The organism is Streptomyces sp. NPDC029138, assembly GCF_055564375.1.
In genome coordinates this window covers 1-26441 of the sequence record NZ_JBVHWM010000083.1, presented here as the reverse complement: position 1 = coordinate 26441, position 26441 = coordinate 1, and the positions used below count along the sequence as shown (strand labels likewise).

22 protein-coding genes are annotated in these 26441 nt (G+C 71.4%); 8 read left to right on the top strand and 14 right to left on the bottom strand.

Annotated features, from left to right (window positions below):
- Positions 1 to 18 precede the first annotated feature (18 nt).
- A complete protein-coding gene (locus ACZ4WH_RS38930; RefSeq protein WP_468189918.1) occupies positions 19 to 2322 on the bottom strand; it encodes a polysaccharide lyase 8 family protein in 2304 nt (767 codons plus the stop codon).
- Between the two features lie 36 nt (positions 2323 to 2358).
- Positions 2359 to 2865 carry a hypothetical protein gene (locus ACZ4WH_RS38925; RefSeq protein ID WP_468189904.1) on the bottom strand — a complete coding sequence of 169 codons (507 nt, stop codon included), beginning with the start codon at positions 2863 to 2865 and terminating at the stop codon, positions 2359 to 2361.
- A 214-nt stretch (positions 2866 to 3079) separates the two neighbouring features.
- Here ACZ4WH_RS38925 and ACZ4WH_RS38920 point away from each other — a divergent pair, with 214 nt between their 5' ends.
- Complete coding sequence (locus ACZ4WH_RS38920; RefSeq protein ID WP_468189903.1) at positions 3080 to 3685, top strand: YceI family protein; 606 nt, start codon at positions 3080 to 3082, stop codon at positions 3683 to 3685.
- A 913-nt stretch (positions 3686 to 4598) separates the two neighbouring features.
- Here the strand turns inward: ACZ4WH_RS38920 and ACZ4WH_RS38915 are convergent.
- Positions 4599 to 5036: an ATP-binding protein gene (locus ACZ4WH_RS38915; RefSeq protein WP_468189901.1), complete on the bottom strand. Its 438-nt coding sequence runs from the start codon at positions 5034 to 5036 to the stop codon at positions 4599 to 4601.
- A 112-nt stretch (positions 5037 to 5148) separates the two neighbouring features.
- Here ACZ4WH_RS38915 and ACZ4WH_RS38910 point away from each other — a divergent pair, with 112 nt between their 5' ends.
- Positions 5149 to 5970, top strand: coding sequence for a helix-turn-helix domain-containing protein (locus ACZ4WH_RS38910; RefSeq protein WP_468189899.1), 822 nt, complete (start codon positions 5149 to 5151; stop codon positions 5968 to 5970).
- Positions 5967 to 6149 (top strand): DUF397 domain-containing protein, encoded by a 183-nt coding sequence (locus ACZ4WH_RS38905; RefSeq protein ID WP_468189897.1) that lies wholly within the window; start codon positions 5967 to 5969, stop codon positions 6147 to 6149. Before ACZ4WH_RS38910 ends, ACZ4WH_RS38905 begins: the two co-directional genes overlap by 4 nt.
- Before the next feature lie 23 nt (positions 6150 to 6172).
- Here ACZ4WH_RS38905 and ACZ4WH_RS38900 read toward each other — a convergent pair whose 3' ends face one another.
- Together ACZ4WH_RS38900 and ACZ4WH_RS38895 are read right to left on the bottom strand one after the other, a co-directional pair.
- Entirely contained in the window at positions 6173 to 7525 is a 1353-nt protein-coding gene (locus ACZ4WH_RS38900; RefSeq protein WP_468189895.1) for a hypothetical protein, read from the bottom strand.
- Positions 7526 to 7623: 98 nt separating this feature from the next.
- Positions 7624 to 10638 (bottom strand): glycoside hydrolase family 3 protein, encoded by a 3015-nt coding sequence (locus ACZ4WH_RS38895; RefSeq protein WP_468189893.1) that lies wholly within the window; start codon positions 10636 to 10638, stop codon positions 7624 to 7626.
- A 124-nt stretch (positions 10639 to 10762) separates the two neighbouring features.
- Here ACZ4WH_RS38895 and ACZ4WH_RS38890 point away from each other — a divergent pair, with 124 nt between their 5' ends.
- The 4 genes from ACZ4WH_RS38890 to ACZ4WH_RS38875 all read left to right on the top strand — a co-directional run bounded on the left by ACZ4WH_RS38890 (position 10763) and on the right by ACZ4WH_RS38875 (position 14126).
- Positions 10763 to 12628, top strand: coding sequence for a ricin-type beta-trefoil lectin domain protein (locus tag ACZ4WH_RS38890; protein ID WP_468189891.1), 1866 nt, complete (start codon positions 10763 to 10765; stop codon positions 12626 to 12628).
- Positions 12629 to 12644: 16 nt separating this feature from the next.
- Positions 12645 to 13133: a hypothetical protein gene (locus ACZ4WH_RS38885; protein WP_468189889.1), complete on the top strand. Its 489-nt coding sequence runs from the start codon at positions 12645 to 12647 to the stop codon at positions 13131 to 13133.
- A gap of 77 nt (positions 13134 to 13210) precedes the next feature.
- Entirely contained in the window at positions 13211 to 13501 is a 291-nt protein-coding gene (locus ACZ4WH_RS38880; protein ID WP_468189887.1) for a muconolactone Delta-isomerase family protein, read from the top strand.
- Positions 13502 to 13523: 22 nt separating this feature from the next.
- Positions 13524 to 14126 (top strand): GOLPH3/VPS74 family protein, encoded by a 603-nt coding sequence (locus ACZ4WH_RS38875; protein ID WP_468189885.1) that lies wholly within the window; start codon positions 13524 to 13526, stop codon positions 14124 to 14126.
- A 25-nt stretch (positions 14127 to 14151) separates the two neighbouring features.
- On the opposite strand, the gene ACZ4WH_RS38870 is transcribed toward ACZ4WH_RS38875, so the two are convergent.
- The 9 genes from ACZ4WH_RS38870 to ACZ4WH_RS38830 all read right to left on the bottom strand — a co-directional run bounded on the left by ACZ4WH_RS38870 (position 14152) and on the right by ACZ4WH_RS38830 (position 24611).
- Positions 14152 to 14577, bottom strand: coding sequence for a VOC family protein (locus tag ACZ4WH_RS38870; protein WP_468189883.1), 426 nt, complete (start codon positions 14575 to 14577; stop codon positions 14152 to 14154).
- Between the two features lie 13 nt (positions 14578 to 14590).
- Positions 14591 to 16201, bottom strand: a complete 1611-nt coding sequence (gene cimA, locus ACZ4WH_RS38865; protein WP_468189881.1) for a citramalate synthase — start codon at positions 16199 to 16201, stop codon at positions 14591 to 14593.
- Positions 16202 to 16486: 285 nt separating this feature from the next.
- Positions 16487 to 17788: an MFS transporter gene (locus ACZ4WH_RS38860; protein WP_468189880.1), complete on the bottom strand. Its 1302-nt coding sequence runs from the start codon at positions 17786 to 17788 to the stop codon at positions 16487 to 16489.
- Positions 17789 to 17879: 91 nt separating this feature from the next.
- A complete protein-coding gene (locus ACZ4WH_RS38855) occupies positions 17880 to 18485 on the bottom strand; it encodes a TetR/AcrR family transcriptional regulator (protein ID WP_468189878.1) in 606 nt (201 codons plus the stop codon).
- Between the two features lie 18 nt (positions 18486 to 18503).
- A complete protein-coding gene (locus ACZ4WH_RS38850) occupies positions 18504 to 19544 on the bottom strand; it encodes an agmatine deiminase family protein (protein WP_468189876.1) in 1041 nt (346 codons plus the stop codon).
- Positions 19545 to 19555: 11 nt separating this feature from the next.
- Positions 19556 to 21280 (bottom strand): urease subunit alpha, encoded by a 1725-nt coding sequence (locus ACZ4WH_RS38845; protein ID WP_468189874.1) that lies wholly within the window; start codon positions 21278 to 21280, stop codon positions 19556 to 19558.
- On the bottom strand, positions 21277 to 21999 hold the full coding sequence (ureA, locus tag ACZ4WH_RS38840) for an urease subunit gamma (protein WP_468189873.1): 723 nt from the start codon (positions 21997 to 21999) through the stop codon (positions 21277 to 21279). The genes ACZ4WH_RS38845 and ureA overlap by 4 nt, the downstream gene beginning before the upstream one ends.
- 240 nt (positions 22000 to 22239) lie before the next feature.
- Entirely contained in the window at positions 22240 to 23328 is a 1089-nt protein-coding gene (locus ACZ4WH_RS38835) for a branched-chain amino acid aminotransferase (RefSeq protein WP_468189871.1), read from the bottom strand.
- 239 nt (positions 23329 to 23567) lie between these two features.
- A complete protein-coding gene (locus ACZ4WH_RS38830) occupies positions 23568 to 24611 on the bottom strand; it encodes a 3-isopropylmalate dehydrogenase (protein ID WP_468189869.1) in 1044 nt (347 codons plus the stop codon).
- Between the two features lie 143 nt (positions 24612 to 24754).
- Between ACZ4WH_RS38830 and ACZ4WH_RS38825 the strand changes: the two genes are divergently transcribed.
- Positions 24755 to 26326: a purple acid phosphatase family protein gene (locus ACZ4WH_RS38825; RefSeq protein ID WP_468189867.1), complete on the top strand. Its 1572-nt coding sequence runs from the start codon at positions 24755 to 24757 to the stop codon at positions 26324 to 26326.
- Positions 26327 to 26441: the final 115 nt, after the last annotated feature.

Genomic DNA, 26441 nt, shown 5'->3' with positions numbered 1-26441 from the left:
AGGGAGGCCACAAAGCCGTCAGCCGAGACTCAGCTCACATTCGTGGGTGGCACATGCCATCCCCGGAGTGACACGGAGCCTCAGACGGCGGTCAGCCGAAAGGACCTCGACGCTGTCGTCGGCCCGGGTCACCGCGCGCACCGGACGGTTCCAGACCAGCTCCAGCGGGGCTCCGGTGCGGGGCGGCTCGCTCACGCAGAGGGTGGCCGTCCGGCCCCGGCGCACGACGAGCACGCTCGCGCCGGCCGAGACGGTCAGGTCCCCCACCGTACCGGCCCGCCAGAAGTTCCACGCCACCAGGCCCAACCGGGGGACGGCGACGGCCTGGTGGCCGGCGTCGTTGGCGAGGACGGACAGCCAGTGCCGGTCGGCGGCCCGGGCGGCGGTCTCGGCGCGGGAGGCCCCGGGCAGCAGGACGTAGGCGTAGCGGGCGGCCTCGGGGTCGGTGCCGTGGTCGAGCCAGAGGGTCTGCCATCGCCGGGTGCGCCGCTCGTCCGTGCTGGTGGTGTTGATGTCGGACCAGGCGCCGGTGCGGTCCTCGCGGAGGGTGCGCAGCTCGCCGCCGTACGGCAGGACCCAGCCGCCGTGGTCCTCCAGGTGGGCCCAGTTCCGCCCGCGTACGAGGCTCTGGGTGCCGTTCTCGCCCAGGTTGCGGCTGTCCACGACCGTCTCCACCGGGACGCCGTCGGCACAGGAGATCCCGGCGCCGAGACAGACCACGGCGTCGTCGAGGAAGAACCACGACTTGTGGGCCTCAAGGGTGGAGCCAAGCCCCTTGAGGTGCTGGCCGACCGCCGCGTACGTGCCGTCGGTGGTCCCGCCGACCCAGCGGACGTCCGGCTTGGGGGCGCCCCACTCGCCGCCGGCCCGGTCGGGGAGTCGCCGGGTGGACACGGTGGTGCCGGGCAGCCGGTACCAGTCGACGGTGGGCCAGTACCAGTCGGTGTACTGGTCGCTCCGGCCCCGGGGCCACCAGGAGAGCATCCCGGACCCGGTGTGCCAGCCGCGCGGGTTCTCGCCGTTGCCGCACTCGTAGTGGGCGATGCGGTCGCTCGCCATGGCCAGGGCGGCGGTGAAGCGGGGCGTGCGGTGGACGGCGCGGTCCATGGCCGGGAAGAGGCGGTGGCCGAGGGGTTCCGGGGCGGCGGGTCCGGGCGAGGCGACGACGGCGTGCAGCCGCGCCAGATCGGCGACGCCGAACTGAGGCGACGTCAGCATCGGTACTGCGGCGTCCCGTTCGACCCAGCCCTTGATCCGGCCGTGCCACCGCTCCCGCTCGGCCGGGCTCGCGCCGCCCGCGAGGAGGGCGATGGCGGCGATCAGGGCCTGCCCGTGGTAGTGGTCGCTGCGCAGGACGTGCTGGTCGTCGGACCGCAGGTAACCCCGGCTGATGGCGCGACCGTTGACGCAGTCCATCACCAGCCCGTCGTGGATCAGGGGCGCGTAGGCGTGCTCGACGCTGTCCAGGACGCGCTGCCGGGCGGGATCGACGACCTCCCACTCGGACCCGGCGAGCAGCGCGAGCAGCCGCCCCAGGCCGTCGAGCAGGACCTGGCCGTACGTGCCGGAGTAGGCGACCCAGGTGTGCTGGACGAAGGAGCCGTCGGCATAGAGGCCGTCGCCCTTCGTGACGTACGGGAAGACGGGCGAGAGGGCGTCGCGGGCCAGGGAGATCTTCTCCGGACTCCGGCCCAGGATGCCGCGCAGGGCGACCGAGCGGCACAGGTCGACGCGGTTGGCTCCGGTGGAGGTGCCGGAGTAGTCGGTGAGCATGGCGTCCGGGACGAAGTGGTCCACGGCCGCGCAGGCCGCCGCGATCCGGGCGGGGCCGAGTTGCTCGTACAGGGCGGCCGTGATGTCCATGAGCAGCCGGGGGCTGCCGATCTGCCACTCCCACCAGTTGCCGTAGCGGGTGGTGGCGGGGCTGTAGACGGTGGCGGAGAGGTGGTCGAGCCCGCGCAGCACGTCGGCGAGGAGGCCGGGGTCGCCGGTGGCACCGGTGCCGGCCTGGACGTACGCCTGGGTCATGGTCCACAGGCGGCCGTAGCTGAAGGTGATCCCGGAGGGCGGGTCGAAGGGATGCCCCGGCCAGAGCGAGCCGGGAGCGGGGACCATCCCGGCCTGGAACTCCCGCGCCCCCTCCCCCAGTCGGGCGAGCCGGGAGGCATACGGCTCGGCGGCCGGGTCGTACCCCGCCCCCAGGGCGATGCCGAGCCAGCGGCGGCGCAGCACGTCGTACGGGTCGTCGGCCGCCCGGGCGCCCGGCACCGGGGCGGCGGCGAGGGCGGCGGCCAGCAGCAGCGCGCGTCGGGTCATGCGCATGGGCCCGGTCACCGCCCTCTCTCCTCGGCTCCCGGCTCAGCAGCCGCCGCAGTTGTAGTAGAGGACGTCCCAGTGGTTGCCCTCGTCGGCATAGATGTTGCCGGAGCCGGACTTGTACTGCGGGGCGCCGTCGCCGCGCAGGCCGATGTAGCTGAAGTTGTTCTTGATGTACGACGTCACGCACGTGCTCTTGGAGTAGTCGAGCTTGTAGCCGTTCCAGTGGGAGTAGGTGCCGGAGGCGTGGCCGGTCTCCGTGCCACCGGTGATGTTGAGCGCGCAGCCGCTGGCCCGCTTGAGGGTCTGGGCGCCCTGGGCGGTGGCGAGGTTGAGCTGCTCGAAGGACGTACAGGTGGAGTTGTAGCGGTCGGAGCAGTTGCCCGAGGACGACCAGGTGATGCCGACGTCGCGGAACATCTGGGTGGCGGTCGCGTGGCTGATCTTGGTGACGGCGAAGGCGTCGGTGGCGGTGCCGAGGACGGCGATGCCGGGGGCGACGACGAGGGCGAGCGCGGTCAGCAGCGAGCGGGTCTTGAGCGGCTTCATGGGGACCTTTCCTGCGGTGGGCCGTGCGTCCTGTGGGTCGGCTGTGCAGGTGGTGCAGGCAGATGGTGCCCGAACGGTCGGGCGGTGCGCCAGAGGGCAGAAGCGGTTACTCCACGCGATCACGGAAACACGCTCCGGATGATGTTGAAAACCGAACCGAATGGGTCTACTGTCTGAGTCACAGGTTCGTTTAACTTTCAACAAGGAGCACGTCATGGGAATCTTCAGCCGCAAGGACACCACCCCCGCCCGCGCCGCGCAGGCCACCGCCGGCCCCGACCTGACCGCGCTGACCGGCGACTACACGATCGACCCGTCCCACAGCACGATCGGTTTCGTCGCCCGGCACGCCATGGTCACCAACGTCAAGGGCGGCTTCCAGGACTTCACCGGCACGCTCCACCTCGACGGCGCCGACCCGACCAAGTCCACCGCCACGCTCGACGTCCAGATGGCCAGCATCGAGACCGGCAACACCGACCGCGACGGCCACCTGAAGTCGTCCGACTTCTTCAAGATCGAAGAGTTCCCGGTCATGACCTTCCGCTCCACCAAGGCGGAGTCCCTGGGCGGCGACGACTACCGCATCACCGGCGACCTCTCCCTGCTCGGCGTCACCAAGCCGCTCACCATCGACCTGGAGTTCAACGGCGCGGCCAAGGACCCGTTCGGCAACGAGCGCGTCGGCTTCGAGGGCAAGGCCGAGATCCTGCGCTCGGAGTGGGGCCTGACCTGGAACGCGGCGCTGGAGACCGGCGGCGTCCTGGTCTCCGACAAGATCAAGCTCGTCTTCGACATCTCGGCGATCAAGAACGCGTGAGCGCCCGGCAGCCGACCGAGGGTTGGCGCCGTGCCCGTCGGCAACAGGTGACCGTCGGGCCGCTCGCTTCCCGGCCAGTGTCGGCCTTCCGCGAGGTGAGTCAAGGGCGCTTCGCGTCGCCTTCGGCGATGGGCCTCCGGCCCACCCTTGACACACCTCGCTCCAGCCCGGGGAAGAAGCGAGCGAGCGGCCCGGAAAAGCAGTGGCCCCGACCGGCAACGTGCCCCCGGGTCAGCTGCGTCCGCATCGTCGGCAGGGGTGCGCGGACGCGCCTCGCCAGCACGCCGGGCGGGCTAAGCGGCTTGCGGCGGGTGGGCGGTGGACGCGCTCGCGTCTCGCCAGCGCGCCGGGTGCGATCGGCGGCTGCCCGTAGGGGTCGGGGGTGCCCTACCGGGCCCCTCGCCCGGTGATTGGCGCATTTGTGCCAAGCCACGCCAGTGAACATGCAGGTCATAGGCCTGGATGACGGGCGGGAGTGGCACATATCCGCCAATCACTGCGGCCATGTGACGCCAGGGACTCCTGGGGCGCCACGCCACACCACGAAGCCAGGAGCCACCCCGCTCCCACCCACCGGCCGCTCGCCGCTGAGCCCACCCGGCGTGCTGGCGAGGCGCGGGGGCGTGCCACCCACCCGCCGCAAGCCGCTTAGCCGGCCCGGCGTGCTGGCGAGGCGCCGACGCGCACACCTCGCGCCGGGTGCGGGCTCAACTCGGCTGAGGGCCCCGTACCGGTAAGGCGGCCACTTTCCCCCGGCCGCCCGCTCGCTTCTTCCCCGTGCTGGAGCGGGCCGGGTCAAGGGTGGGCCGGAGGCCCATCGCCGAAGGCGACGCGGAACGCGCCCTTGACGCGGACCGCGGAAGCACGACACTGGCCAAGAAGCGGGCGGCCCAACGGCCACGTCACCCCACGCTCACCGCAGCCGACCTGGAACGGCCACCTCATCACCCCGCACCGCGAACTCGCACCACACGAGCTTGCCCGGGTTCCGCTCCCCCACCCCCCACTTGTCGGCGAGGGCGGCGACGAGGAGCAGTCCCCGGCCGTGCTCCGACTCGGGACTCGGGTCCGGGGTGCGAACCTCGCCCGGCCCACTGTCGTGCACCTCGACGCGGAGGACGCCGTCCGCGTGCAGGGCCAGTCGGAGGAGGAAGCCTCGGCCTGCGGGGACGCCGTGGAGCAGGGCGTTGGTCGCCAACTCGCTCACGCAGAGCAGTACGTCGTCGCTGCGCTCGGCTGCGGCCCAGTCCGTCAGGGTCTTGTGGGCGAACTGCCGGGCGAGCCGGACCGATCTGCGGTCCCGGCGGTAGAAGGCCTGGCGTGCGTGGGGGTGGCGGGGTTCTGCGTTCATGCCGCGAGTGTCACTGTGCGTCACTACAGTGGGTCAGTGAGTGAAGTCGTAGTTCTGATTGCTACGAGTCCACTACGAGAGCTTGGCGTGCGTACGGGGGAAAGGAACGGCCATGCACGTGGCATCGAGGCCCAAGAAGGTCGGTTCGTGGTACGCGGTCGGCGCGCTGGTGGCGCACTTCAGGAAGAAGGCGCGCCTCACGCAGGAACAGTTCGCGGACTTGGCGAACATCGCGGTCGACACGGTGAGGTCGATCGAGCAAGGGCGGCTGGCGCTCCAGCCGGATCGTGCCGAGCAGTTTGACGAACTCCTCGACACCGGCGGGGCGTTAACGGTGGTGGTGGCCAAGCTGCCAGTGCGGGATCGGATCGTTCAGTTCGCGCAGGGGCTGGTGGATCACGAGCAGGAGGCGGTCAGCTTCCTGACATACGAGACCCTGGTCGTGCCGGGTCTCCTCCAGACGGCGGATTACTGCCGGGCCGTTTTCGACTACCGGTATCCGGCACTGGGCAGCGAGACGGCGGATCAGTGGGTCCAGGCTCGGATGGACCGACAGTTGATCTGGCAGCGAGAGCAACCGCCCGTAGGCCACTTCATCCTGGAGGAGAGCATCCTGCGGCGGCCGATGGGCGGCCCGGAAGTCATGCGCGAGCAGATCCGGCAGATCCTGGAGTTCACCCGGCCGGTGCACATGAGCGTTCAGATCATGCCCATGAAGCGGACCCCTCACGCAGCGCTGGGTGGACCCATGGTGCTGCTTGAGACACCGGAGCACGAACGGCTGGTCTACCTGGAAGTCCAGCGCGCCAGTTTCCTCGTCGATGACCCGGAAGAGGTCAGCTACTACCACCACAAGTATGCGATGCTGCGGTCTCAGGCGCTCCCCTGCGACGAGAGCGAACGCCTCCTGAAGGGACTGCTAGGAGAGTCATGAGCACCGCAGCACTGGCATGGTTCAAGTCGAGCTACAGCAGCAGTGAAGGCGGCAACTGCCTCGAAGTAGCCACCACCCCCACCACCATCCACATCCGCGACTCCAAAGCCCCCACCGGCCCCACCCTCACCCTCTCCCCCACCACCTGGACCCGGTTCCTCGACGGCATCGCTCGCTGAGGCTGAAGCAGGTCGAGGTCCGCTCAGAAGCTCCCGCCGAAGTCCCCTCCCCCGCCTCCGCCGTCGAAGCCGCCCCCGTCGCCGAAGCCGCCGCTGAAGTCGCCGGGGTCGAAGTCGGTGCCGGAGATGTCGCCGCCCTCGTAGCCGGCCCCGCCGAAGTCGCCGTACCCGGTGCCGTAGTCGGCGGCGTAGGCGGGGGTCGCCATCGCGCTGCCCAGCAGGGTGCCGACGAGGAGGCCAGGGAGGAGGCCGCCGCCGAAGTAGCCGCCGGCCCAGGGGCCGTAGGCGGGGCCCGCGTCCCAGTAGGGGCGGCGGCCGTAGTCGGTGTCGACCTCGCGGATCACGGGGTCGCGGCCGTCGGCCAGGCGGGTGGCGTCGGCCGCGCAGACCGGGACCTGGCGCGCGGCGCCGCCGGGCGGGGTCCAGGTGGCGTCGGAGACCGAGGGGCCGTGCCGGGGGTCGAAGAAGCACGGCGGGCGGCGCTCCGGGAGGGGGCGGCCCTCGCGGCGGGCGGTGAGCTGGGCGAGGGAGAAGCGGCCGTCCTCCAGTGCCTCGGTGACCGGCCGGACATCCTCCGGTTTTCGTGCCGCGGCCATGCGCTGCTTGGCGGTCTCGTAGGCGTCCAGCGCGCGCTCGTAGTCGGCGCGCATCGCGTCGTCGGCGCCCGCCTCCGAGGGGTGGAAGTCCAGGCGGTCGAGTTCCTCGCCGAACGCGGTGATGTCCTCGTCCACGACCACCCGCAGCCGGTCGAGGGCGGCCCGCTGGTCCTCCTCGCGGCGCCGGCGGCTGCGGTGGACCAGCGCGTAAGCGCCCGCGCCGGCGGCCACCAGGACGGCGGCCGTCGTGATCAGTGCCGTGGTGGAGGCGCCGCCGCCGTCGGCCGAGCCGCCCCAGCTCCGGGGGGCGTGGCCGCCCATGTTGGCCAGGGCGCGGTCGGTGAAGTCGGACAGCTGGGACTTGGCGTCCTCGCCCTGGACGCTGCGGACGAGGTTCTGCCGGGCCGTGGCCGCCATGACGGAGGAGTCGGCGCGGGCGTCGAAGCGGTCGCCGAGGCGGATGCCGTACAGGCCGGTGACGCCGGTGGCGGAGCGGAGGTCGGAGAAGAGGTGCGCGGTGGGATAGCCGGCCGGGAGGACCGCGATGAACAGGGGTTTGTTCGCGTGTTTGATCCGGTCGGCGAGCGTGTCGGCGTCCGCGGCGGACAGCTGGTCCCGGGCCGCCGGGTCGACGTAGACGGGGCTCTTGCGCAGGGCCTGGGCGACCGTGGAGACGCTGGTGTCCGCGCTCGCCCCGGGCGCGAACAGGGTCGTCAGCACCAGGGCGAGGGCGGCCAGCAGCAGGGCGGGGAGGCTTCGGGTCCACGGGACGGCCTTCATATCTCGAAACTACCCGAAGCATCCCCAAAGCGGTCATTTCTATAGGTCCGGGAGGCAGATCTAGAGGTCCCGGGGGGCAGATCTAGAGGCCCCGAGGGTCAGACCGCGCGGTACGCCTCCGTCAGCTTCTGCACCGCCTTCCCGTACCTGCCGGTCAGCAGCAGATGGTCGGCGTCGGCGAAGGGCTTCGCCACGGCCGCCGTGAGGTGGCCGTCCGCCTTCTGCTGGACGAGCAGCCGGGCCTTGGTGACCAGCGTGCGCCCGGTGCGGTCGTCGCCGTGCCGCTCGGCCGCCGCCGCCCGGACGGCGAGGTCGCGCAGGGTGGCCGTACCGCCCTTCGGGACCTCGGTGCGGGTGGTCAGGCCCCAGCCGTACGGGAACTGCGGGTCGTACGACGTGTCGCCCACGTTGATCGGCAGCTGCGCCTCCGACTTGGGCCAGGTGACCGGGAGCTGCCCGGTGAAGGGGCGCGCGCCGTAGAGGACGTCGGCGACGCCCTCGCCCTCGGTGCCGGGCAGCCAGGAGGCGACCAGGGCGTCGATCTCGTCCAGCCGGTCGCCGACGAGCTGCGGGCGGCCGGAGACGATCAGCACCGCGCACTTCATGGCCGCGCAGACCTTGTCCACGGCGGCCTGGTCGGCGGCGGACAGCTTCAGGTCGTGGCCGTTGCCGACGTCACCGACGCCCTCGGCGTACGGGGTCTCGCCGACCACGACCACACCGACGTCGTAACCGCCGGTGGGAGCGGAGGCGTCCTTCGAGTAGGTGACGTTCCCGCCCGCCTTGCGCAGGCCCTGGAGGACGGTCGTGCCGGGGACGGTGTTCCCGGAAGCGCCCTGCCAGGTGAGGGTCCAGCCGCCGGTCTGGTTGCCGATGTCGTCGGCGTTGGACCCGGCGACGTACACCTTCTCGCTCTTCTTCAGCGGCAGCATCCCGCCCGCGTTCTTCAGCAGCACCTGCGACTCGGCGGCGGCCCGGCGGGCGACCTCCCGGTGGGCCCGGGAGCCGATGGCGGCGGCGCCGGAGGTGTCGGCGTACGGGTGCTCGAAGAGGCCGAGCCGGAACTTCTCGGTGAGGATGCGGGAGACGGCGTCGTCGATCCGCTTCTCGCTGACCCGGCCCGCCTTCACCTCGTCGACGAGCGCGGTGCTGAACTCCTTGTAGGTGTACGGCACCATCATCATGTCGACGCCCGCGTTGACCGAGGTGCGGACGTGGGACGCGTAATCGCCGGGCAGCTGGTCGATGGCGTTCCAGTCGCTGATCACGAAGCCGTCGAAGCCCATGCGGCCCTTGAGCACGCCGTTGATCATGTCGCCGCGGGCGTGCATCTTCACCGCGCCCTTGCCGTCGCCGGCGATGTCGAGGGAGGAGTACGACGGCATGACCGTGCCGATGCCACGCTCGACGGCCGTGCGGTACGGCGCCAGGTGGATGTCCTCCAACTGCTCGCGGGTGACCTTGGTGACGCCCTGGTCGATGGTGTACGTCCCGGTGGTCGAGGAGCCGTACGCGGTGCCGCCGTCGCCGACGAAGTGCTTGGCCGTGGCGAGCACCTTGTCGTCGCGCTTCAGGTCCTTGCCGTTCGCGCGGCCCTGGAGGCCCTGGATCACGGTCTCCATCGACTTCACGAGCGCCGGGTCCTCGCCGAAGGACTCGTATGAGCGGCCCCAGCGTTCGTCGCGGCTCACGCACAGGCAGGGCGCGAAGTCCCAGGGGACGCCGGTCGCGCGGACCTCGGCGGCCGTCACCGAGCCGGTCTGATAGGCGAGTTGGGGATCGCGGGTGGCGCCGATGCCGACGTTGTGCGGCATGACCGTGGCGCCGGAGAGGTTGTTGTGGCCGTGGACCGCGTCGACGCCGTAGATCAGCGGGATCTGGAAGCGCGTCGCCTGGGTCCGCAGCTGGAAGGCGTCGATCATCTTCGCCCACGCCTCGGGCGTGTTGGGGGTGGGCGTCGAGCCGCCGCCGGAGAGCAGGGAGCCGAGCGCGTAGGCGGCGATGTCGTTCGGCTGGGTCATCGCACCCCTCTCGGCCTGCGTCATCTGTCCGGCCTTCTCCGCCAGGGACATCCGGCCGAGCAGGTCCGCCACCCGCTTCTTCACAGGCAACTCGGCGTTCAGGTACGGCAGTCCGTGCGCGTCGATGACGATCTGCGGGGTCTCGGCGGGGGCCTTCGCGCCGGTGACCGTGAGCTTCAGGGGGATGGTCTCGGCGGGTTCGGCCGCCCGGTCCCGGCGGGTGGGCACAGCGATGGTCCGCGCGGTGCCGGAGGCGGTGCCGGCCGGGAAGGTGAGGGTGCCGGAGACGGGGGTGTAGTCCTTGCCGGCGGTCGCGGTGCCGTCCGCGGTGGCGTAGGTGACGGTCACCGGGTCGGTGAGGGGGGCCTCGCCGGTGGTGGCCAAGGTGACCTTCACCTTTGCCGTCCCGCCCTCCTCGACCGGGTGGACGGGCGCGTCGGTGGTGACGGAGGCGTGCAGCGCCTGGTCGGCCCTGCCGTACAGCTCCACGTCGTCCATGGCGAAGTCGCCCTTGGCGCCGGCCGGGAGGGTGAGGGCGTAACCCCACATCTCCTTGAGGCCGAGGACGTGGTCGATGCCGCCGACGGGCTGGTAGTCGGTGCGGTAGGTGAAGTCGGTGAAGGGGAGCTGGATCTGCTTCCAGCCGGTGAAGTCGTCGGTGAAGGAGGTGGTCCAGAGTTCGGACGCCTCGCCGTTCGCCCCGCCGTCCTTGATCTCGAAGGCGATCTTCTTGCCGCTGTTCCGCCCTTCCCACCAGAACCGGATGCCCTGGTGGGCGGACCAGTCGTGGGCGGGCGCGGTGGCGGCGAAGTCGTGGGTGAAGCCGCCGTAGCCGCTGATGTCGTAGCTGCCTGCGAGGACCTTTGCGCCCTCGGGGGCGTCGGCGCGGTCGGCGAGGCGGAGCGTGGGCGGGTCGTCGGAGTCGCCGCCCCAGGTGAAGATGCCCTCGGCGGGCTGGGAGGCGAAGGGCACCTCGCCCTCGAAGCGGTCGACGGGGACAGGGGCGGGCTCGTCGGCGGCTCGCGCCGTCGCCGCCCAGGGCAGCAGACCGGCGAGGAGTGCTGCGGAGGCGAGCAGGGCGGTTCTTCGCATGGACCTTCCCTCGGCTCTCATGGTTCACTCAGGGCTTAGCTCACGCCGTGAGTTAACTAGGGGCACACAACCCCGTCAAGACGACCCGTCAGCTCTGCCGATCCGAGAGGAAGGGCGACGCACCATGAGGAGATCCCCCCGCACAGTCCGGCTGTTGCTCGCCGGGCTGCTCTCCGCAGCCGGCCTCAGTGTGGCCGTACCCCCCGCACACGCGGCCGGTGAGCAGGTCACCGCCTGGCTCACCACCACCGACGACTCCGCCGGCCGGCATGTCGTACGCGGCCTCCAGCCGCAGACGCCGTTCGCGTTCCAGTCCGGGGCGGGCGGCAGCGGCGAGAACATCACCGTGGACGAGAACACCCGCTACCAGACCTTCACCGGCGGCGGCGCCTCCTTCACGGACACCGCCGCCTGGCTGATGAACAGCAGCGGGGCGCTGTCCCAGGCGACCCGTGACGCGACCATGCGCAAGTTGTTCTCCCCGACGGACGGCATAGGCCTGTCGTTCCTGCGCAACCCGATGGGCGCCTCCGACCTCGCCCGGTACGGCTACACCTACGACGACGTGCCGGCCGGCCAGACCGACCCGTCGCTGGCGAAGTTCTCCATCGCGCACGACCTGGCCGACGTCGTCCCGCTGACCCGGCAGGCGCTCCAGCTCAACCCGTCCCTGACCGTGATGGCCTCGCCGTGGACGGCACCGGCCTGGATGAAGGACAGCGGCTCGCTCAACGGCGGCTGGCTGAAGGCCGAGGACTACGGGGCGTACGCCTCCTACTTCGTGAAGTACCTCCAGGCGTACAAGGACCAGGGGATCAACGTCTCCTACGTCACCGCGCAGAACGAGCCGACCTGCTGTTCCGGCTACCCGTCGATGAGCTGGAACGCGAGCGGCCTCGCGTACTTCACGAAGAACGAGCTGCTGCCCAAGCTCCAGTCGGCGGGCCTGACCACCAAGGTGCTGGCGCACGACTGGAACTGGGACGTCTACGACTCCTACGCCGCCCAGACCGTGGACGACGCGGCCGTCCGCAACCACCCCAACTTCGGCGGCATCGCCTGGCACGGCTACGGCGGTGACATCGCCAAGCAGACGACCGTGCACAACCAGTACCCGACGCTGGACGCCTTCGGCACCGAGCACTCCGGCGGCACCTGGATCGCCGACCAGCAGCGCGAGGACATGTCCAACATCATCGACTACACCCGCAACTGGGCGAAGTCGGTGACCAAGTGGTCGCTGGCCGTGGACCAGAACATGGGCCCGCACAACGGCGGCTGCGGCACCTGCACCGGCCTGATCACCGTGCACAACGGCGACGGCGCGAGCGGGACCGTGGACTACACCGTCGAGTACTACGACATGGGTCACCTGACCAAGTTCGTCCGCCCGGGCGCCCAGCGGATCGCGTCCACCGCCTCCACCGCGGTGCCCAACGTGGCCTGGCGCAACCCGGACGGCAGCAAGGCGCTGATCGCCTACAACGACTCGTCGTCGGCCCGGACGGTGACCATCAACTGGGGCTCGCAGCACGCCACTTACTCACTGCCCGGCAACACCTCGGCCACCTTCACCTGGTCCGGCACCCAGTCCGGCGGTGGCGCGAGGACCGGCGCCTTCGTGGGTCTGGCCGGCAAGTGCCTCGACGTGGCGGGCGGTTCGAGCGCCAACGGTACGGCGGTGCAGCTCTACGACTGCAACGGCAGCGCGGCCCAGCAGTGGACCGTCCAGGCCGACGGGTCGGTCCAGGCCCTCGGCAAGTGCCTGGACGTGGCCTCCGCTTCGACGGCGGACGGCGCCAAGGTGCAGTTGTACGACTGCAATGGAACCGGTGCCCAACGGTGGTCGTACAACGCGTCCACGGGTGATGTGGTGAACACGGCGGCGAACAAGTGCCTCGACGTCACCGACAACTCGTCGGCGAACGGGGCCCGGGCCCAGATCTGGTCGTGCACCGGCGCCGCCAACCAGAAGTGGACCCTGCGGTGAGGCGGTAAGGCGGACCATGCGACGTACGGGGGCCGTGGCGGCGGGGATCGTCGGCGGGATGCTGCTGCTCAGCGGCTGTGGCGCCGTCGACCTGCCGCTCGCGGGGGTGCGGGTCGCGCCGGACGGGACGCCGTACGCGGTGTTCCGTCCGTGCGGTGACGACAACTATCAGGGCCCGGACCTGGACGGACGGGCCCGTGGCGCCGGGAAGGGTCCGGTCACGACCGGATGGGACGTGAAGAAGGAGGGGCTGCGCGGCGACGCCGACTTCCCCCTCTTCGACCCGCCCGCCGCCTGGCACGCCCGCCATCGGGGCACCCAGCGGCTCCTGCCCCGGCACAGGTACGTCCTCCGGTTCGGGCACTACGTCGGCGGCGACTCCTACAACGGGGTCGTGGAGTTCACCGGCGAGCGGATCGCCCGGCTGAGGCCCGGCCAGGTCTGGGCGGACGACCGGCCGATGAGCCTCGCCGCGTTCGAGCGGCTCGCCGCCGACTCGTGCTGAGCGGCGGTCGCCCGGCGGCTGGGGGACGATGAAGGTGGCCGGCCGCCGGCCGGTCCACCCACCGAGGGAGCGGGATCATGCGCGAGTTCCTGGTCGAGATCACCACCTCGGTGCCCGACGGCACCACCGAGGAAGAGGTCGCGGAGCGCCGGGCCGCCGAGGCCGTCCGGGCCGGGGAACTGGCCGCCACGGGTCATCTGCTGCGGCTGTGGCGGCCGGTCGGGGCGCTGGGCGGCATCGGCGTCTGGCGGGCCGACGACGAGGCGCGGCTGCACGAGCGGGTCCTCGGTACGCTGCCGCTGCGACCGTGGACGCGGCTGACCGTCACCCCGCTGGAGTCCCATCCGAACGACCCCGGCCGCAGCTGACGGCCGGTGACCTGGAGCCCCCATGACCACACCGCAGGATCTGTTCCTCGTCAGCCTGGACGTGCCCGGCGAGCGCCCCGTCGAGCAGGGCGATCTGTCGCTGGCGCTCGCCGGGGCCGAGCTGATCGACCTGCTCGGCGTCCGGGCGCTCACCCTGGACGGCGAGCGCATCGTGCCCGGGCCGGTGCTGACCACGGGTGACCGGATGCTGGACGAGGCGGGGGCCGCGCTGGTCCGGCAGGAGCCGTACGAGACGGTCGAGGACTGGCTGTGGCGGCGCGGCGAAGGGCTGGCCGTGGCCTACCGGGACGTCCTGGAGGCCATGGGGCAGCTCACCGGGAAGCGCCGGCACTGGCTGTCCCGGCACGGCGCGGGCGACGCCCCGGCCGACACCGCCGCCCGGCGGCACGCGACCGACCGCTGGGACTCCCACGACCCCGTGCTGACCGGCCTCGCGGGCACGCTGGGCATCGATCCCGACCGGCCGGCCTCCTCCGGGTTCGACGACGAGGCGGTGATCACCGTGCTGGCGGCGGTCGGCGACGCGGTCACCGAGCTGGAGGCCGTACGCGAACGGCGCCGCATCGAGAACATCGCCTTCGACAACATCTGGCGGGCACCCTGACCGGCGTGGGACCGGCCGGCGCACCTCACAGGATCAGCTGGCCGATGCCCAGCAGGTTGCCCTCGCTGTCCCGGAACCACGCGCCCCGCTCGGCCCGGGCGCCCTTGCTCGGATAGTTGCCCTCGATCTCGGCGATGCCGTCCCGGGTGGCGAAGCCGGGCACGTCGACCTCCTCGAACGCGACGCCCCGGCGGCGCAGCTCGGTGACGGCCGCCTCGATGTCGTCCACCTCGAAGGCCATCTGGGTGAAGGTGCCGGGCGAGGCCCCCGTCGAGCGGAACACGACGAAGTCCGCGCCCGCGCACCGGTACAGCAGCCCGCCGGGCCGTTCGTCCACCGGGTACAGGCCGAGCTTCTCGGCGTAGAAGCGGCGGGCCCGGTCCAGGTCCCGGGCGGGCAGCCGGGTCGCGACGCGGGCCCGGGACAGCACGTCATCGGTTTCTGAGGTCATGCCTCCACTGTGGCTATTCCGCAGGCTCCACGCCCGCGCGGAGGAGGCCGTACGTGTACGCGTCCTCCAGGGCCTGCCAGGAGGCGGCGATGACGTTCTCGGCCACGCCGACCGTGGCCCACTCGCCGGAGCCGTCCGAGGTGGAGATCAGCACGCGGGTGGTGGACTGGGTGCCGTGCTTGCCTTCCAGGATGCGGACCTTGTAGTCGACCAGGTCCAGCTTGGCGAGCTGCGGGTAGATCTTCTCCAGGGCCACGCGCAGGGCGCGGTCCAGGGCGTTCACCGGGCCGTTGCCCTCGGCGGTGGCGACGATCCGCTCGCTCTTGGCCCACAGCTTGACCGTGGCCTCGTTGGCGTGGGTGCCGTCGGGCCGGTCCTCCACGATGGCCCGCCAGGACTCGACGTCGAAGTACTTCAGCGGCCGGCCCTCGACCTCGGCGCGCAGCAGCAGCTCGAACGAGGCGTCCGCCGCCTCGTACGTGTAGCCCTTGAGCTCCCGCTCCTTGACCCGTTCGACGACCCGGCCGACCACCTCGCGGTCGCCGCTGAGGTCGATACCCAGCTCCTTGCCCTTCAGCTCGACCGAGGCGCGGCCCGCCATGTCGGAGACGAGCATGCGCATGGTGTTGCCGACCCGCTCGGGGTCGATGTGCTGGTACAGGTCGGGGTCGACCTTGATGGCGGAGGCGTGCAGGCCGGCCTTGTGGGCGAAGGCGGACACTCCCACGTACGGCTGATGGGTCGACGGCGTCAGGTTGACGACCTCGGCGATGGCGTGGGAGATGCGTGTCATCTCGCGCAGCCGGCCCTCGGGCAGCACCTTCTTGCCGTACTTCAGTTCCAGGGCGGCGACCACCGGGAACAGGTTGGCGTTGCCGACGCGCTCGCCGTAGCCGTTGGCCGTGCACTGCACGTGGGTCGCGCCCGCGTCGACGGCGGCCAGGGTGTTGGCGACCGCGCAGCCGGTGTCGTCCTGGGCGTGGATGCCGAGCCGGGCGCCGGTGTCGGCGAAGACGGTGGAGACGACCGCGTGGACCTGGGCGGGGAGCATGCCGCCGTTGGTGTCGCAGAGGATGACGACGTCGGCGCCGGCCTCCGCGGCGGTGCGGACGACCGCCTTGGCGTACTCGGGGTTGGCGCGGTAGCCGTCGAAGAAGTGCTCGCAGTCCACGAAGACCCGGCGGCCCTGCTCGCGCAGGTACGACACGGTGTCGCGGACCATTTCCAGGTTCTCGTCCAGGGTGGTGCGCAGCGCCAGCTCCACGTGCCGGTCGTGCGACTTGGCGACCAGGGTGATCACCGGGGCGCCGGAGCTGAGCAGGGCCTTGACCTGCGGGTCCTCGGCGGCTTTCGCACCGGCGCGGCGGGTGGCGCCGAAGGCGACCAGTTGGGCGTGCCGGAAGTCGATCTCCTGCTGGGCGCGGGCGAAGAACTCCGTGTCGCGGGGGTTCGCGCCGGGCCAGCCGCCCTCGATGAAGCCCACGCCGAAGTCGTCCAGGTGCCGGGCGATGGCGAGCTTGTCCGCGACGGTGAGGTTGATGCCCTCGCGCTGCGCGCCGTCGCGCAGCGTGGTGTCGAAGACGTGGAACGAGTCGTCGAGCTCGCTGGTTGCCGTCTCGGTCATGTCTCAAGGCTCCTGTTGGGGATCTTCGGTCTTTACCGGAATGACCGGCTCCACCGTTCCTCCATGCTCCCTCGCGCTTCGTCTCACCGGCTGAAGGTGGGCCGGAAAACGAAAAAACCCCTCGCGGGTGCGAGAGGTCTGCGCGCGGGTCGAGGACGACGGTGGCCACCCGCACTGGTCGTACGAGGTGGTCACTGCGGACCGGCGCGCCTGCTGCCAATAATCATGGCGAACGAGAGCACGGGGGCAGTCTGGCACAGCACCGCCCCCGACTCACCGCCCGTCTCAGGATGCGGGCGTCAAAGTGGAATCCTCCCCCGCCTTCACCCGGGCCAGATCCAGGTCCTTGGTCTCGCGCATGGTGACGTACACCACGAGGGACACGGCGGCGCAGCCGGCCACGTACCAGTAGAAGCCGGACTCGATACCGCCCTTCTTGAACCACAGGGCGACGTACTCGGCGGTGCCGCCGAAGAGGGCGTTGGCGATGGCGTACGGCAGGGCGACGCCGAGCGCGCGGATGCCGGTCGGGAACAGCTCGGCCTTCACGCAGGCGTTGATGGAGGTGTAGCCGGTGACCACGACCAGCGCGAGCAGGGCGAGGCCGAGGGCGGGCCAGTAGCCGTCCGCGTGCCTGAGCAGCGTCATGATCGGGACGGTGAGGAAGGTGGAGCCGACGGCGAAGGTGATCAGCAGCGGGCGGCGGCCGATGCGGTCGGAGAGGGCGCCCGCGAGCGGCTGGAGGCAGGCGAAGACGATCAGCGCGGTGAACGAGACGAGGGTGGCGGTCTCCTTGGACAGGCCCGCCGAGTTCGACAGGTACTTGGTCAGATAGGTGGTGTACGTGTAGTACGCGACCGTGCCGCCCATGGTGAGGGCGATCACCAGGAACGCCTCCCGCCTGTGCTGCCACAGCGCGCGCAGGGTGCCGCGCTCCTCGGCGTGCGAGGCGTCCTCCTCGTACACCTCCGTCTCCAGCATGTTCCGGCGCAGATAGAAGACGACGGCCGCGCCGAGCGCGCCGACGACGAACGGGATGCGCCAGCCGTAGCTGTGCAGAGCGTCGTCGGACATGGTGCGCTGGAGGACGATCTGAAGGCCGAGGCCGACGATCTGGCCGGCGGTCATGGACACGTACTGGAAGCTGGACGCGAAGCCGCGCCGCCTCGGGTCCGAGGCCTCGGTCAGATAGGTGGCGCTCGCCGCGTACTCGCCGCCCACCGACAGGCCCTGGAGCAGGCGGGCGACGAGCAGCACGAGGGCGCCGCCGTAGCCGGCGACCCCGTAGGTGGGGGCGACGGCGATGAGGATCGCCGAGGCCGACATGAGCGTGACGGTCAGGGTCAGCGCCGCCTTGCGGCCCTTGCGGTCACCGACCCTGCCCAGCAGCCAGCCGCCGACGGGGCGCATGAAGAAGCCGACGGCGAAGATGCCGGCGGTGTTCATCAGCTGGGCGGTGGGGTTGCCGCTCGGGAAGAACGCGCCGGCGAAGTACGTGGCGAAGCTCGCGTACACGAACCAGTCGAACCACTCGACCATGTTGCCCGCCGAGCCGACCCAGATCTTCTTCCAGTGTTGTCGTCGCATGGGCCGTTACTTGCCCGGTGGCGGACTGAAGGATTCCTTTACCGTGGGGGCCCGCGGGAAGAGGCTCGCCTGCGCTCGCGGGGTGCCGCAGCTAGACGATCAGCAACGCATCCTCGACGAACTCGCCCACATGAGCCAGCACTTGGTCCCGGTCGGTACCCCGCAACCCGATGGCGACGTGGATCGAGAACCCGTCGAGCAGCGCACGCAACCTCGTCGCGAAGCGGTCCGCGTCCACCGGACGGAACTCCCCCCGCGAGACGCCCTCGGCGATCAGGGCGACCAGGTCCCGGTGCCACGCGCCCTCGATCGCCGCCTGCCGGACCCGCGCGTCCTCGTCGGCGTTCTGCGACCGGTTCCAGACCTCCAGCCACAGCGTCCAGTGCGGGTCGCGGTGGCCGTCGGGTACGTACAGGTCGACGTAGGCGGACAGCCGTTCCCGCGCGGTCCCCGGACCGGCCAGCAGGCGACCCCGCTCCGCGCCCAGCCGGCCCTCGCTCCACTCCAGGGTCTGGAGGAGCAGCTCGTCCTTGGAGCGGAAGTAGTACAGCAGGTGGCCGCTGCTCATGCCGACCTCGCGGCCCAGCCCCGCCATGGTGAGCTTCTCCAGACCGCGCTCGGCGATCATGTCCATGGCGGCGGCGAGGACCTCCTCGCGCGGCGGCGCGTTCCTGCGCGCCCGGCCCGCACCGGCCATCTGCTGCTCCCGTGTGTGTCAGACCTTCGGCTGCTGTTGCGTGACGCAGTGGATACCGCCCCCGCCCGCGAAGATCGTACGCGCGTCCACCAGCGTCACCGTCCGCTCCGGGAACAGGCGCCGGAAGATCCCGGCGGCGATCTCGTCGCGCGGGTCGTCGAACCCGCACAGCACCAGGCCGCCGTTGCAGAGGTAGTGGTTGATGTACGAGTAGTCGGCCCAGTGCCCGTCGGTCTCCAGGGCGGTCGGCGCCGGCACCTCCACGACCTCCAGCTTGCGGCCTCGCGCGTCGGTCGCCGACTTCAGCAGGCCGATGACCTCCTTGGTGACCTCGTGGTCGGGGTGCGCCGGGTCCGGCTGGTGGTGGGCGACCACCACACCCGGCCGGGCGAACGCGGCGACGATGTCGACGTGTCCGAGGGTGCCGAAGCCGTGGGGAGGGTAGTCACCGGTCAGGCCGCGCGGCAGCCATATCGCCTTGCTGGTGCCGAGGTGGGCGTGGATCTCCGCCTCGACCTCCTCCTTGGTCCAGTGCGGGTTGCGCTCGGGGCCGAGCTGCACGGTCTCGGTGAGCAGCACGGTGCCCTCGCCGTCGACGTGGATCGCGCCGCCCTCGTTGACCAGCTTCGAGGCGTACGTCTTCGCGCCCGCCAGGTCGGACACGTACGCGCCGATCGTGGAGTCGTGCTCCCAGCGGGCCCAGTCCTGGGCGCCCCAGCCGTTGAACGTCCAGTCCACGGCGGCCAGTCCACCCCGGCCGTCGGTGAGGAAGGTGGGGCCGATGTCCCGCATCCAGGCGTCGTCCAGGTCCCGCTCGACGGTGTCGACGCCGGGGCCGAGCAGCGCCCGGGCCTCCTCCGACTGGCCGGGGCCGCACACGACCGTCACGGGCTCGAAGCGGAGGACGGCACGGGCCACCGAGGCCCAGGCGGTGCGGGCGCGGCTCAGGTCGTCCGGGTCCTCGAAGGTGGGGTTGGGGCTGGGCCAGGCCATCCAGGTGCGCTCGTGGGGGGCCCACTCGGCGGGCATGCGGAAGCCGTCGGCGGCGGGGGTGCTCATGGCACGGGTCCTTAGAGGAAGTAGAGGCGGTTGAGGGAGACGGAGTCGGCCGGTGCCGAGCGCAGCGGGTCGCCGTCGAGGGTGACCAGGCCGGTGCGCCGGTCGACGTCCACCGCTCCGGTACGGGAGTTCAGGCGCAGGTCGGCGGGGCCGATGCCCCGGGTGCCGCGCACGGCGACCCTTCTGCGCCGGGTCGGCATCCGGTCGTTGCCCTGGTCGACGGCGGCCCGGGCGACGAACGCCACCGAGAGGTCGGCGGCCGTGGCGCCGTACGCCCCGAACTGCGGCCCCAGCACGAGGGGTTCGCAGGTGTCGGTGGCCGCGTTGGGGTCACCGACCACGCCGTACGCCGGGAAGCCGGCCTTGAGGACGAGCTGCGGCTTGGCGCCGAAGTACTCCGGGCGCCACAGCACGATGTCGGCGAGCTTGCCGGTCTCGATCGAGCCGATCTCGTGGGCAAGTCCGTGCGCGATGGCCGGGTTGATGGTCAGCTTGGCCATGTAGCGCAGGACGCGCGCGTTGTCGTCGCCTTCGCCGTCGCCCTCCAGCGGGCCCAGCTCGGCCTTCATCTTGCCGGCCATGGCGAAGGTGCGGCGGACCGTCTCACCGGCCCGGCCCATGCCCTGCGCGTCGGAGGAGGTGATGCCGATCGCGCCCAGGTCGTGCAGCACGTCCTCGGCGCCCATGGTGCCGGCCCGGATGCGGTCGCGGGCCATGGCCGCGTCGCCGGGCAGGTCGGTCTTCAGGTCGTGGACGGAGACGATCATGCCGTAGTGCTCGGCGACCGCGTCCCGGCCGAAGGGCAGGGTGGGGTTGGTGGAGGAGCCGATGACGTTCGGGACGCCGGCCATCTTCAGCACGTTCGGGACGTGTCCGCCGCCGCAGCCCTCGATGTGGAAGGCGTGGATCGTGCGGCCGTCCAGCACCCGCAGGGTGTCCTCGACCGACAGGCACTCGTTCAACCCGTCGCTGTGCAGGGCGACTTGGACGTCGTGCTCCTCGGCGACCCGGAGTGCGGTGTCCAGCGCCCGGGTGTGGGCGCCCATGTCCTCGTGCACCTTGAAGCCGCTCGCCCCGCCCTCGGCCAGGGCCTCGATGAGCGGCGCGCCGTGGGAGGACGAACCCCGGCCCAGGAAACCTATGTTGACCGGCCAGGCGTCGAACGCGTTGAAGGCGTGCCGCAGCGCCCACGGCGAGTTGACGCCGACGCCCCACACCGGGCCGAACTCCTGCCCGATGATCGTGGTGACGCCGGAGGCGAGGGACGCCTCCATGATGCGCGGCGACAGCAGGTGCACATGGGTGTCGACGGCACCGGCGGTGGCGATCAGCCCCTCACCGGAGACGATCGAGGTGCCGGTGCCGACGACGACGTCCACGCCGTCCAGGGTGTCCGGGTTGCCGGCCCGCCCGATCGCGCAGATGCGGCCCTCGCGGATGCCGATGGACACCTTCCTGATCCCCTGCACCGCGTCGATCACGACGACGTTGCTGATCACGACGTCACAGGTGTCCCGGACGGCGGCGGCCTTCAGGTGCAGTCCGTCGCGGGCGGTCTTGCCGAACCCGGCGAGGAACTCGTCGCCGTACTGCTGGGAGTCGGACTCGACGCGGACGGTGAGCCCGGAGTCGCCGAGGCGGATGCGGTCGCCTGCGCGGGGGCCGTGGGTGGCGGCGTAGGCCTGCGGGTCGACGTGGATCGACCGGCTCACCTCGCGCCCCTTCGAGCGGCTCATCGCTCCTCGCCTCCTTCCTGTGTCGCTCCCAGGTATCCGCAGGCGGCGGCCCTGCGGAGGGCTTCCTCCTTCGCGCCCGGCGCGTCCAGCGGCCCGTCGACCAGTCCGGCGAAGCCGATCGCGATCCGCTCGCCGCCGATCGGCACGAGCCCGACCTCCTCGCTCTCCCCCGGCCCGAAGCGCACCGACGATCCGGCGGGCACGGCGAGCCGCATGCCGTAGGCCAGCTCGCGGTCGAAGTCGAGACGCGGGTTGGCCTCGAAGAAGTGGAAGTGGGAGGTGACGGAGACCGGCACGCTCGCGGTGTTGGTGACGCGGAGCCGGACGGCGGGCCCGGGGTCGGCGTGCTCGGGGCCGGGGAGCAGCGCGCCCGGGGCGTCCGCGCCCAGGCCTCCCCCTGCTTCGCGGGGGGACCCCCAGCCGATGGGGTCGGAGACGACCGCGAGCCGGGAGCCGTCGTCGAAGACGGCCTCGACCATCACCTCGGTGACGACGTCGGCGACACCCGGCAGGACGTCCTCGGGGCCGAGCACCGACCGGGCCGCCTCGATGGCCTCGGCGAGCCGCCTGCCGTCGCGTGCGGCCTCGCAGACGGTGTCCGCGATCAGCGCGGTGGCCTCGGGCACGTTCAGCCGGAGGCCGCGCGCCCGGCGGGCCCGGGCCAGCTCGGCGGCCCCGAAGAGCAGCAGCCGGTCACGTTCCGTGGGGGTCAGTCTCACGACCCGGCACCTCCTTGCCTTCCCCGGATTAGAGCATCACTCTAAACGGGGAATGCATGAAACAGAAGCGCCGACCGGGGGCAGGCCCTACGTCACATTGAGCGTCGCTCTAACTCAGTGAGGCGACCGTCGAAACGGCTTCGCCCGCTGCTGCGGGGAAGGGGCACGGGGAACTGCGCGGTCAACCACAACAGACCCGCAGACGCCCGACGCCCCTTCGCGGCAATTGCAACAGGACTCTTAACCGACCCGGTGCATCCAGCCGTGCTCGTCCTCGATCATGCCCCGCTGGATGCCCAGCAGCGCCTCACGCAGACGCACGGTGACCGGCCCCGGCGTGCCGTCACCGTGGGACCACTCGTCGGTCTTGGTCTTGACGTGACCGATCGGCGTGACGACGGCGGCGGTGCCGCACGCGAAGACCTCGGTCAGCGCACCGGACGCGGCGTCCTCGCGCCACTGCTGGAGCGTGACCACCCCTTCCTCGGCGGTGTAGCCGAGGTCACGGGCGACCTGGAGGAGGGAGTCACGGGTGATGCCCTCCAGGATGGAGCCGGTGAGCGACGGGGTGACGATCCGGTCGCCGTAGACGAACGCGACGTTCATGCTGCCGCTCTCCTCGACCTTGGTGCGGGTGACGGCGTCGAGGTAGACGACCTGGTCGCAGCCGTGCGCGGCGGCCTCGGCCTGCGGCAGCAGGGACGCGGCGTAGTTGCCGCCGGTCTTGGCGTCGCCGGTGCCGCCCGGGACGGCGCGGACATGGTCCTCGGAGACCCAGATGGTGACCGGCTTCACGCCGCCGGCGAAGTACGCGCCGGACGGGGAGGCGATCAGCATGAACAGGTACTCGTTCGCCGGGTGCACGCCGAGCGCGGCCTCCGTGGCGAACATGAACGGCCGCAGGTAGAGGGAGGCCTCGCCGCCGTGCGGCGGGACCCAGTCGGCGTCCTGGGTGAGCAGCGCGTCCAGCGCGGCGATGAACAGTTCCTCGGGCAGCTCGGCCATGGCCATGCGGCGGGCGGAGTTGCGGAAGCGGCGGGCGTTGGCCTCGGGACGGAACAGCGCGATCGAGCCGTCGGGCTGGCGGTAGGCCTTCAGCCCCTCGAAGATCTCCTGGCCGTAGTGCAGGACGTGCGTGGACGGGTCCAGGGAGATCGGCCCGTACGGAACGAGCTGACCGTCGTGCCAGCCACGGCCCTCGGTCCACTTGATCGTCACCATGTGGTCGGTGAAGTGGCGGCCGAACCCGGGGTTGGCCAGGATCGCCTCGCGCTCCGCGGCGGCGAGCGGGCTGGCGGAGGGCTTGAGCTCGATCGTGGGCGTCGTCATGAGTGGTTGTCCTTCACCGGTTGTAGTGACGGGCCGCGCTCACGCCTGCACTCCGGTCGTCGGTGTTAGGACGTCCGAGCATTCCCTCATACCGCGGCTCCGCGTTCGATTATCGCGCGGGCTGCGGTAGCGGACGGAATCGGGGTGAAGCGGCCCAGGGTTGATGGTGGCACCCGGCGAGGCACAGGAAAAGCCGCCGGATGCGGTTGCGACCCGGCGGCTCGGTGTAGCGCGGCGGGTCAGCCGGCTACGCGTACGGCGAGCGCGTCGCCGATCCCGGAGGTGGAGCGGGCCGGCTTTCCGGCGCGCTCGGTGAGGTCCGCGGCGACGGCCGCGTCGATCCGGTCGGCCTCCGTGTCGTAGCCGAGGTGGCGCAGCAGCAGGGCGACGGACAGGACGGTGGCGGTGGGGTCGGCCTTGCCCTGACCCGCGATGTCGGGCGCGGAGCCGTGGACCGGCTCGAACATCGAGGGGAACTCGCGGGAGGGGTTGATGTTCCCGCTCGCGGCCACGCCGATGCCGCCGGAGACGGCCGCGGCGAGGTCGGTGATGATGTCACCGAAGAGGTTGTCGGTGACGATGACGTCGAACCGGCCCGGGTCGGTGACCAGGTAGATGGTCGCGGCGTCGACGTGGATGTAGTCGGTGGTGACCTCGGGGTACTCCTCGGCCACCTTGTTGAAGACGTTCGTCCACAGATGCCCGGCGAAGGTCAGCACGTTGTTCTTGTGGACCAGCGTGAGCTTCTTGCGCGGGCGGGCCTTGGCACGCTCGAAGGCGTCGCGGACGACACGCTCGACACCGTAGGCCGTGTTGACGGACACCTCGGTGGCGACCTCGTGCTCGGTGCCCTTGCGGATGGTGCCGCCGTTGCCGGTGTACGGGCCCTCGGTACCCTCGCGGACGACGACGAAGTCGATCTCCGGCTGACCGGCGAGCGGGGTGGCGACACCCGGGAGCAGCTTCGACGGGCGCAGGTTGACGTGGTGGTCGAAGGCGAAGCGGAGCTTGAGCAGGAAGCCGCGCTCCAGGACGCCGGACGGCACCGACGGGTCGCCGATGGCGCCGAGCAGAATGGCGTCGTGCCGCTTGAGGGAGTCGAGGTCGGCGTCGGTGAGGGTCTCACCGGTGGCGTGGTAGCGCTTGGCGCCGAAGTCGTACTCCTTGGTCTCCAGCTTCACATCCTGCGGCAGGACGGCGGAGAGGACCTTGAGACCCTCGGCCACGACCTCCTGGCCGATGCCGTCACCGGGGATCACTGCGAGATTGATGCTGCGAGACATGCCGGCACCCTACTCCTCGTCCCAGGGGATGACATGTGCCGTCCGCCATACGGACACCCGGACGGGTTGCCGGTGTCCGCCCGTCGGTCGACGTTCACCCGTAAGTGGCAAGGACGTTGGGCCCCGGTGGAAAGTTCCGGGACATGGACACTCCCGACGTCGGCATCCCCCGCCCGCTCGCCGAGCGGCTGAGCATGGCCGAGCAGTACGCGTACCTGCGCAGCCGCATGGTGCGCCGCCGCACACTGGTGACGGCGGGCGCGGTGGCGGGCGGCCTGCTGACCGGCTGCGGCACCGCGTCCGACGGGAAGCCCGGCCCGGCCGGCTCCCGGGCGCCGGCCTCGGCGACCTCGCGGGCGCCCGGCTCGGCGGTGGCCCCGTTCGGCCGGCATCTCGCCTTCGGCGCCGACCCCCGGACGCGGATGCGGATCTCCTGGCAGGTGCCGTTCGCGGTGAAGCGGCCGTACGTGCGCGTAGGCCCGCGCCCCGACGACCTCGGGCGCCGGGTCCCGGCCGAGATCCGCCCGCTGCACACACCCGGGGTGGAGGGTGTGCGGCCCGCGCTGGAGCAGTACTACGTGCACGCGTCCGTGGACGGCCTCGCGCCCGGCACGACGTACTACTACGGCGTCGGCCACGACGGCTGGGAGCCCACCGCCCCCGCCCACCGCGCGGCCATCGCCTCCTTCCGCACGGCGCCCGCGCGTCCGGAACGCTTCGTGTTCACGGCCTTCGGCGACCAGGGCGTGGGCCGGGCGGCGCACGCCAACGACGATCTGATGCTGCGCCGGAAGCCCGCCTTCCATCTGCACGCCGGTGACATCTGCTACGCGGACGTCAACGGCACGGGGCGGAAGACGGACGGCTACGACCCCGCCTTCTGGGACCTGTTCCTGAAGCAGAACGAGCCGGTCGCGCGGTCCGTGCCGTGGATGGTGACGACCGGCAACCACGACATGGAGGCCTGGTACTCACCGGACGGCTACGGCGGCCAGCTGGCCCGCTTCTCCCTGCCGGAGACCGGTTTCGACCCGCACGGCACGCCGGGCGCCTACGCGTTCACCTACGGCAACGCCGGCTTCGTCGCCCTGGACGCCAACGACGTGTCGTACGAGATCCCCGCCAACCTCGGGCACAGCGGCGGCCGGCAGACGGCCTGGCTGGACCGGACGCTGCGGCGGCTGCGTGCGGACGACGGCATCGACTTCGTGGTCGTCTTCTTCCACCACTGCGCCTACTCGACCTCGCAGCACGCCTCGGACGGGGGCGTCCGGCGGGAGTGGCTGCCGCTGTTCGCGAAGCACCGGGTGGACCTGGTGATCAACGGCCACAACCATGTGTACGAGCGCACGGACGCGATCAAGGGCGGCGCTGTCGGCCGGGCGGTGCCCGTCGGCGGCTCCACCGACCCCGACCGGGACGGCACCGTGTACGTCACGGCGGGCGGCGGCGGGCGTGACCTGTACGGCTTTCCCTCGGGCGTGAAGGACAGCTACGAGGGGCACCTCACCCGGCACCGGGCGGTGGAGACCTTCGCCTGGACGAAGGGCAGGGACCGGGTTCCGGAGACGGCGGAGTGGTCGCGGGTGCGCTACACCGGCTTCTCGCTGCTCTCGGTGGAGGTGCGGGCGGGCGCGGCGCCACGGCTCGCGGTGTCGGCACTGGCCCAGGACGGGCGGCGGATCGACCACTTCGAGGTGCGGCGCGGCGGGTGAGGGCCGCGGGGGGGGGGGGGGGGGGGGGGGGGGGGGGGGGGGGGGGGGGGGGGGGGGGGGGGGGGGGGGGATGTTTTTGGTGGAGAGAGAGCGGGGGGGGGGGGGGGGGGGGGGT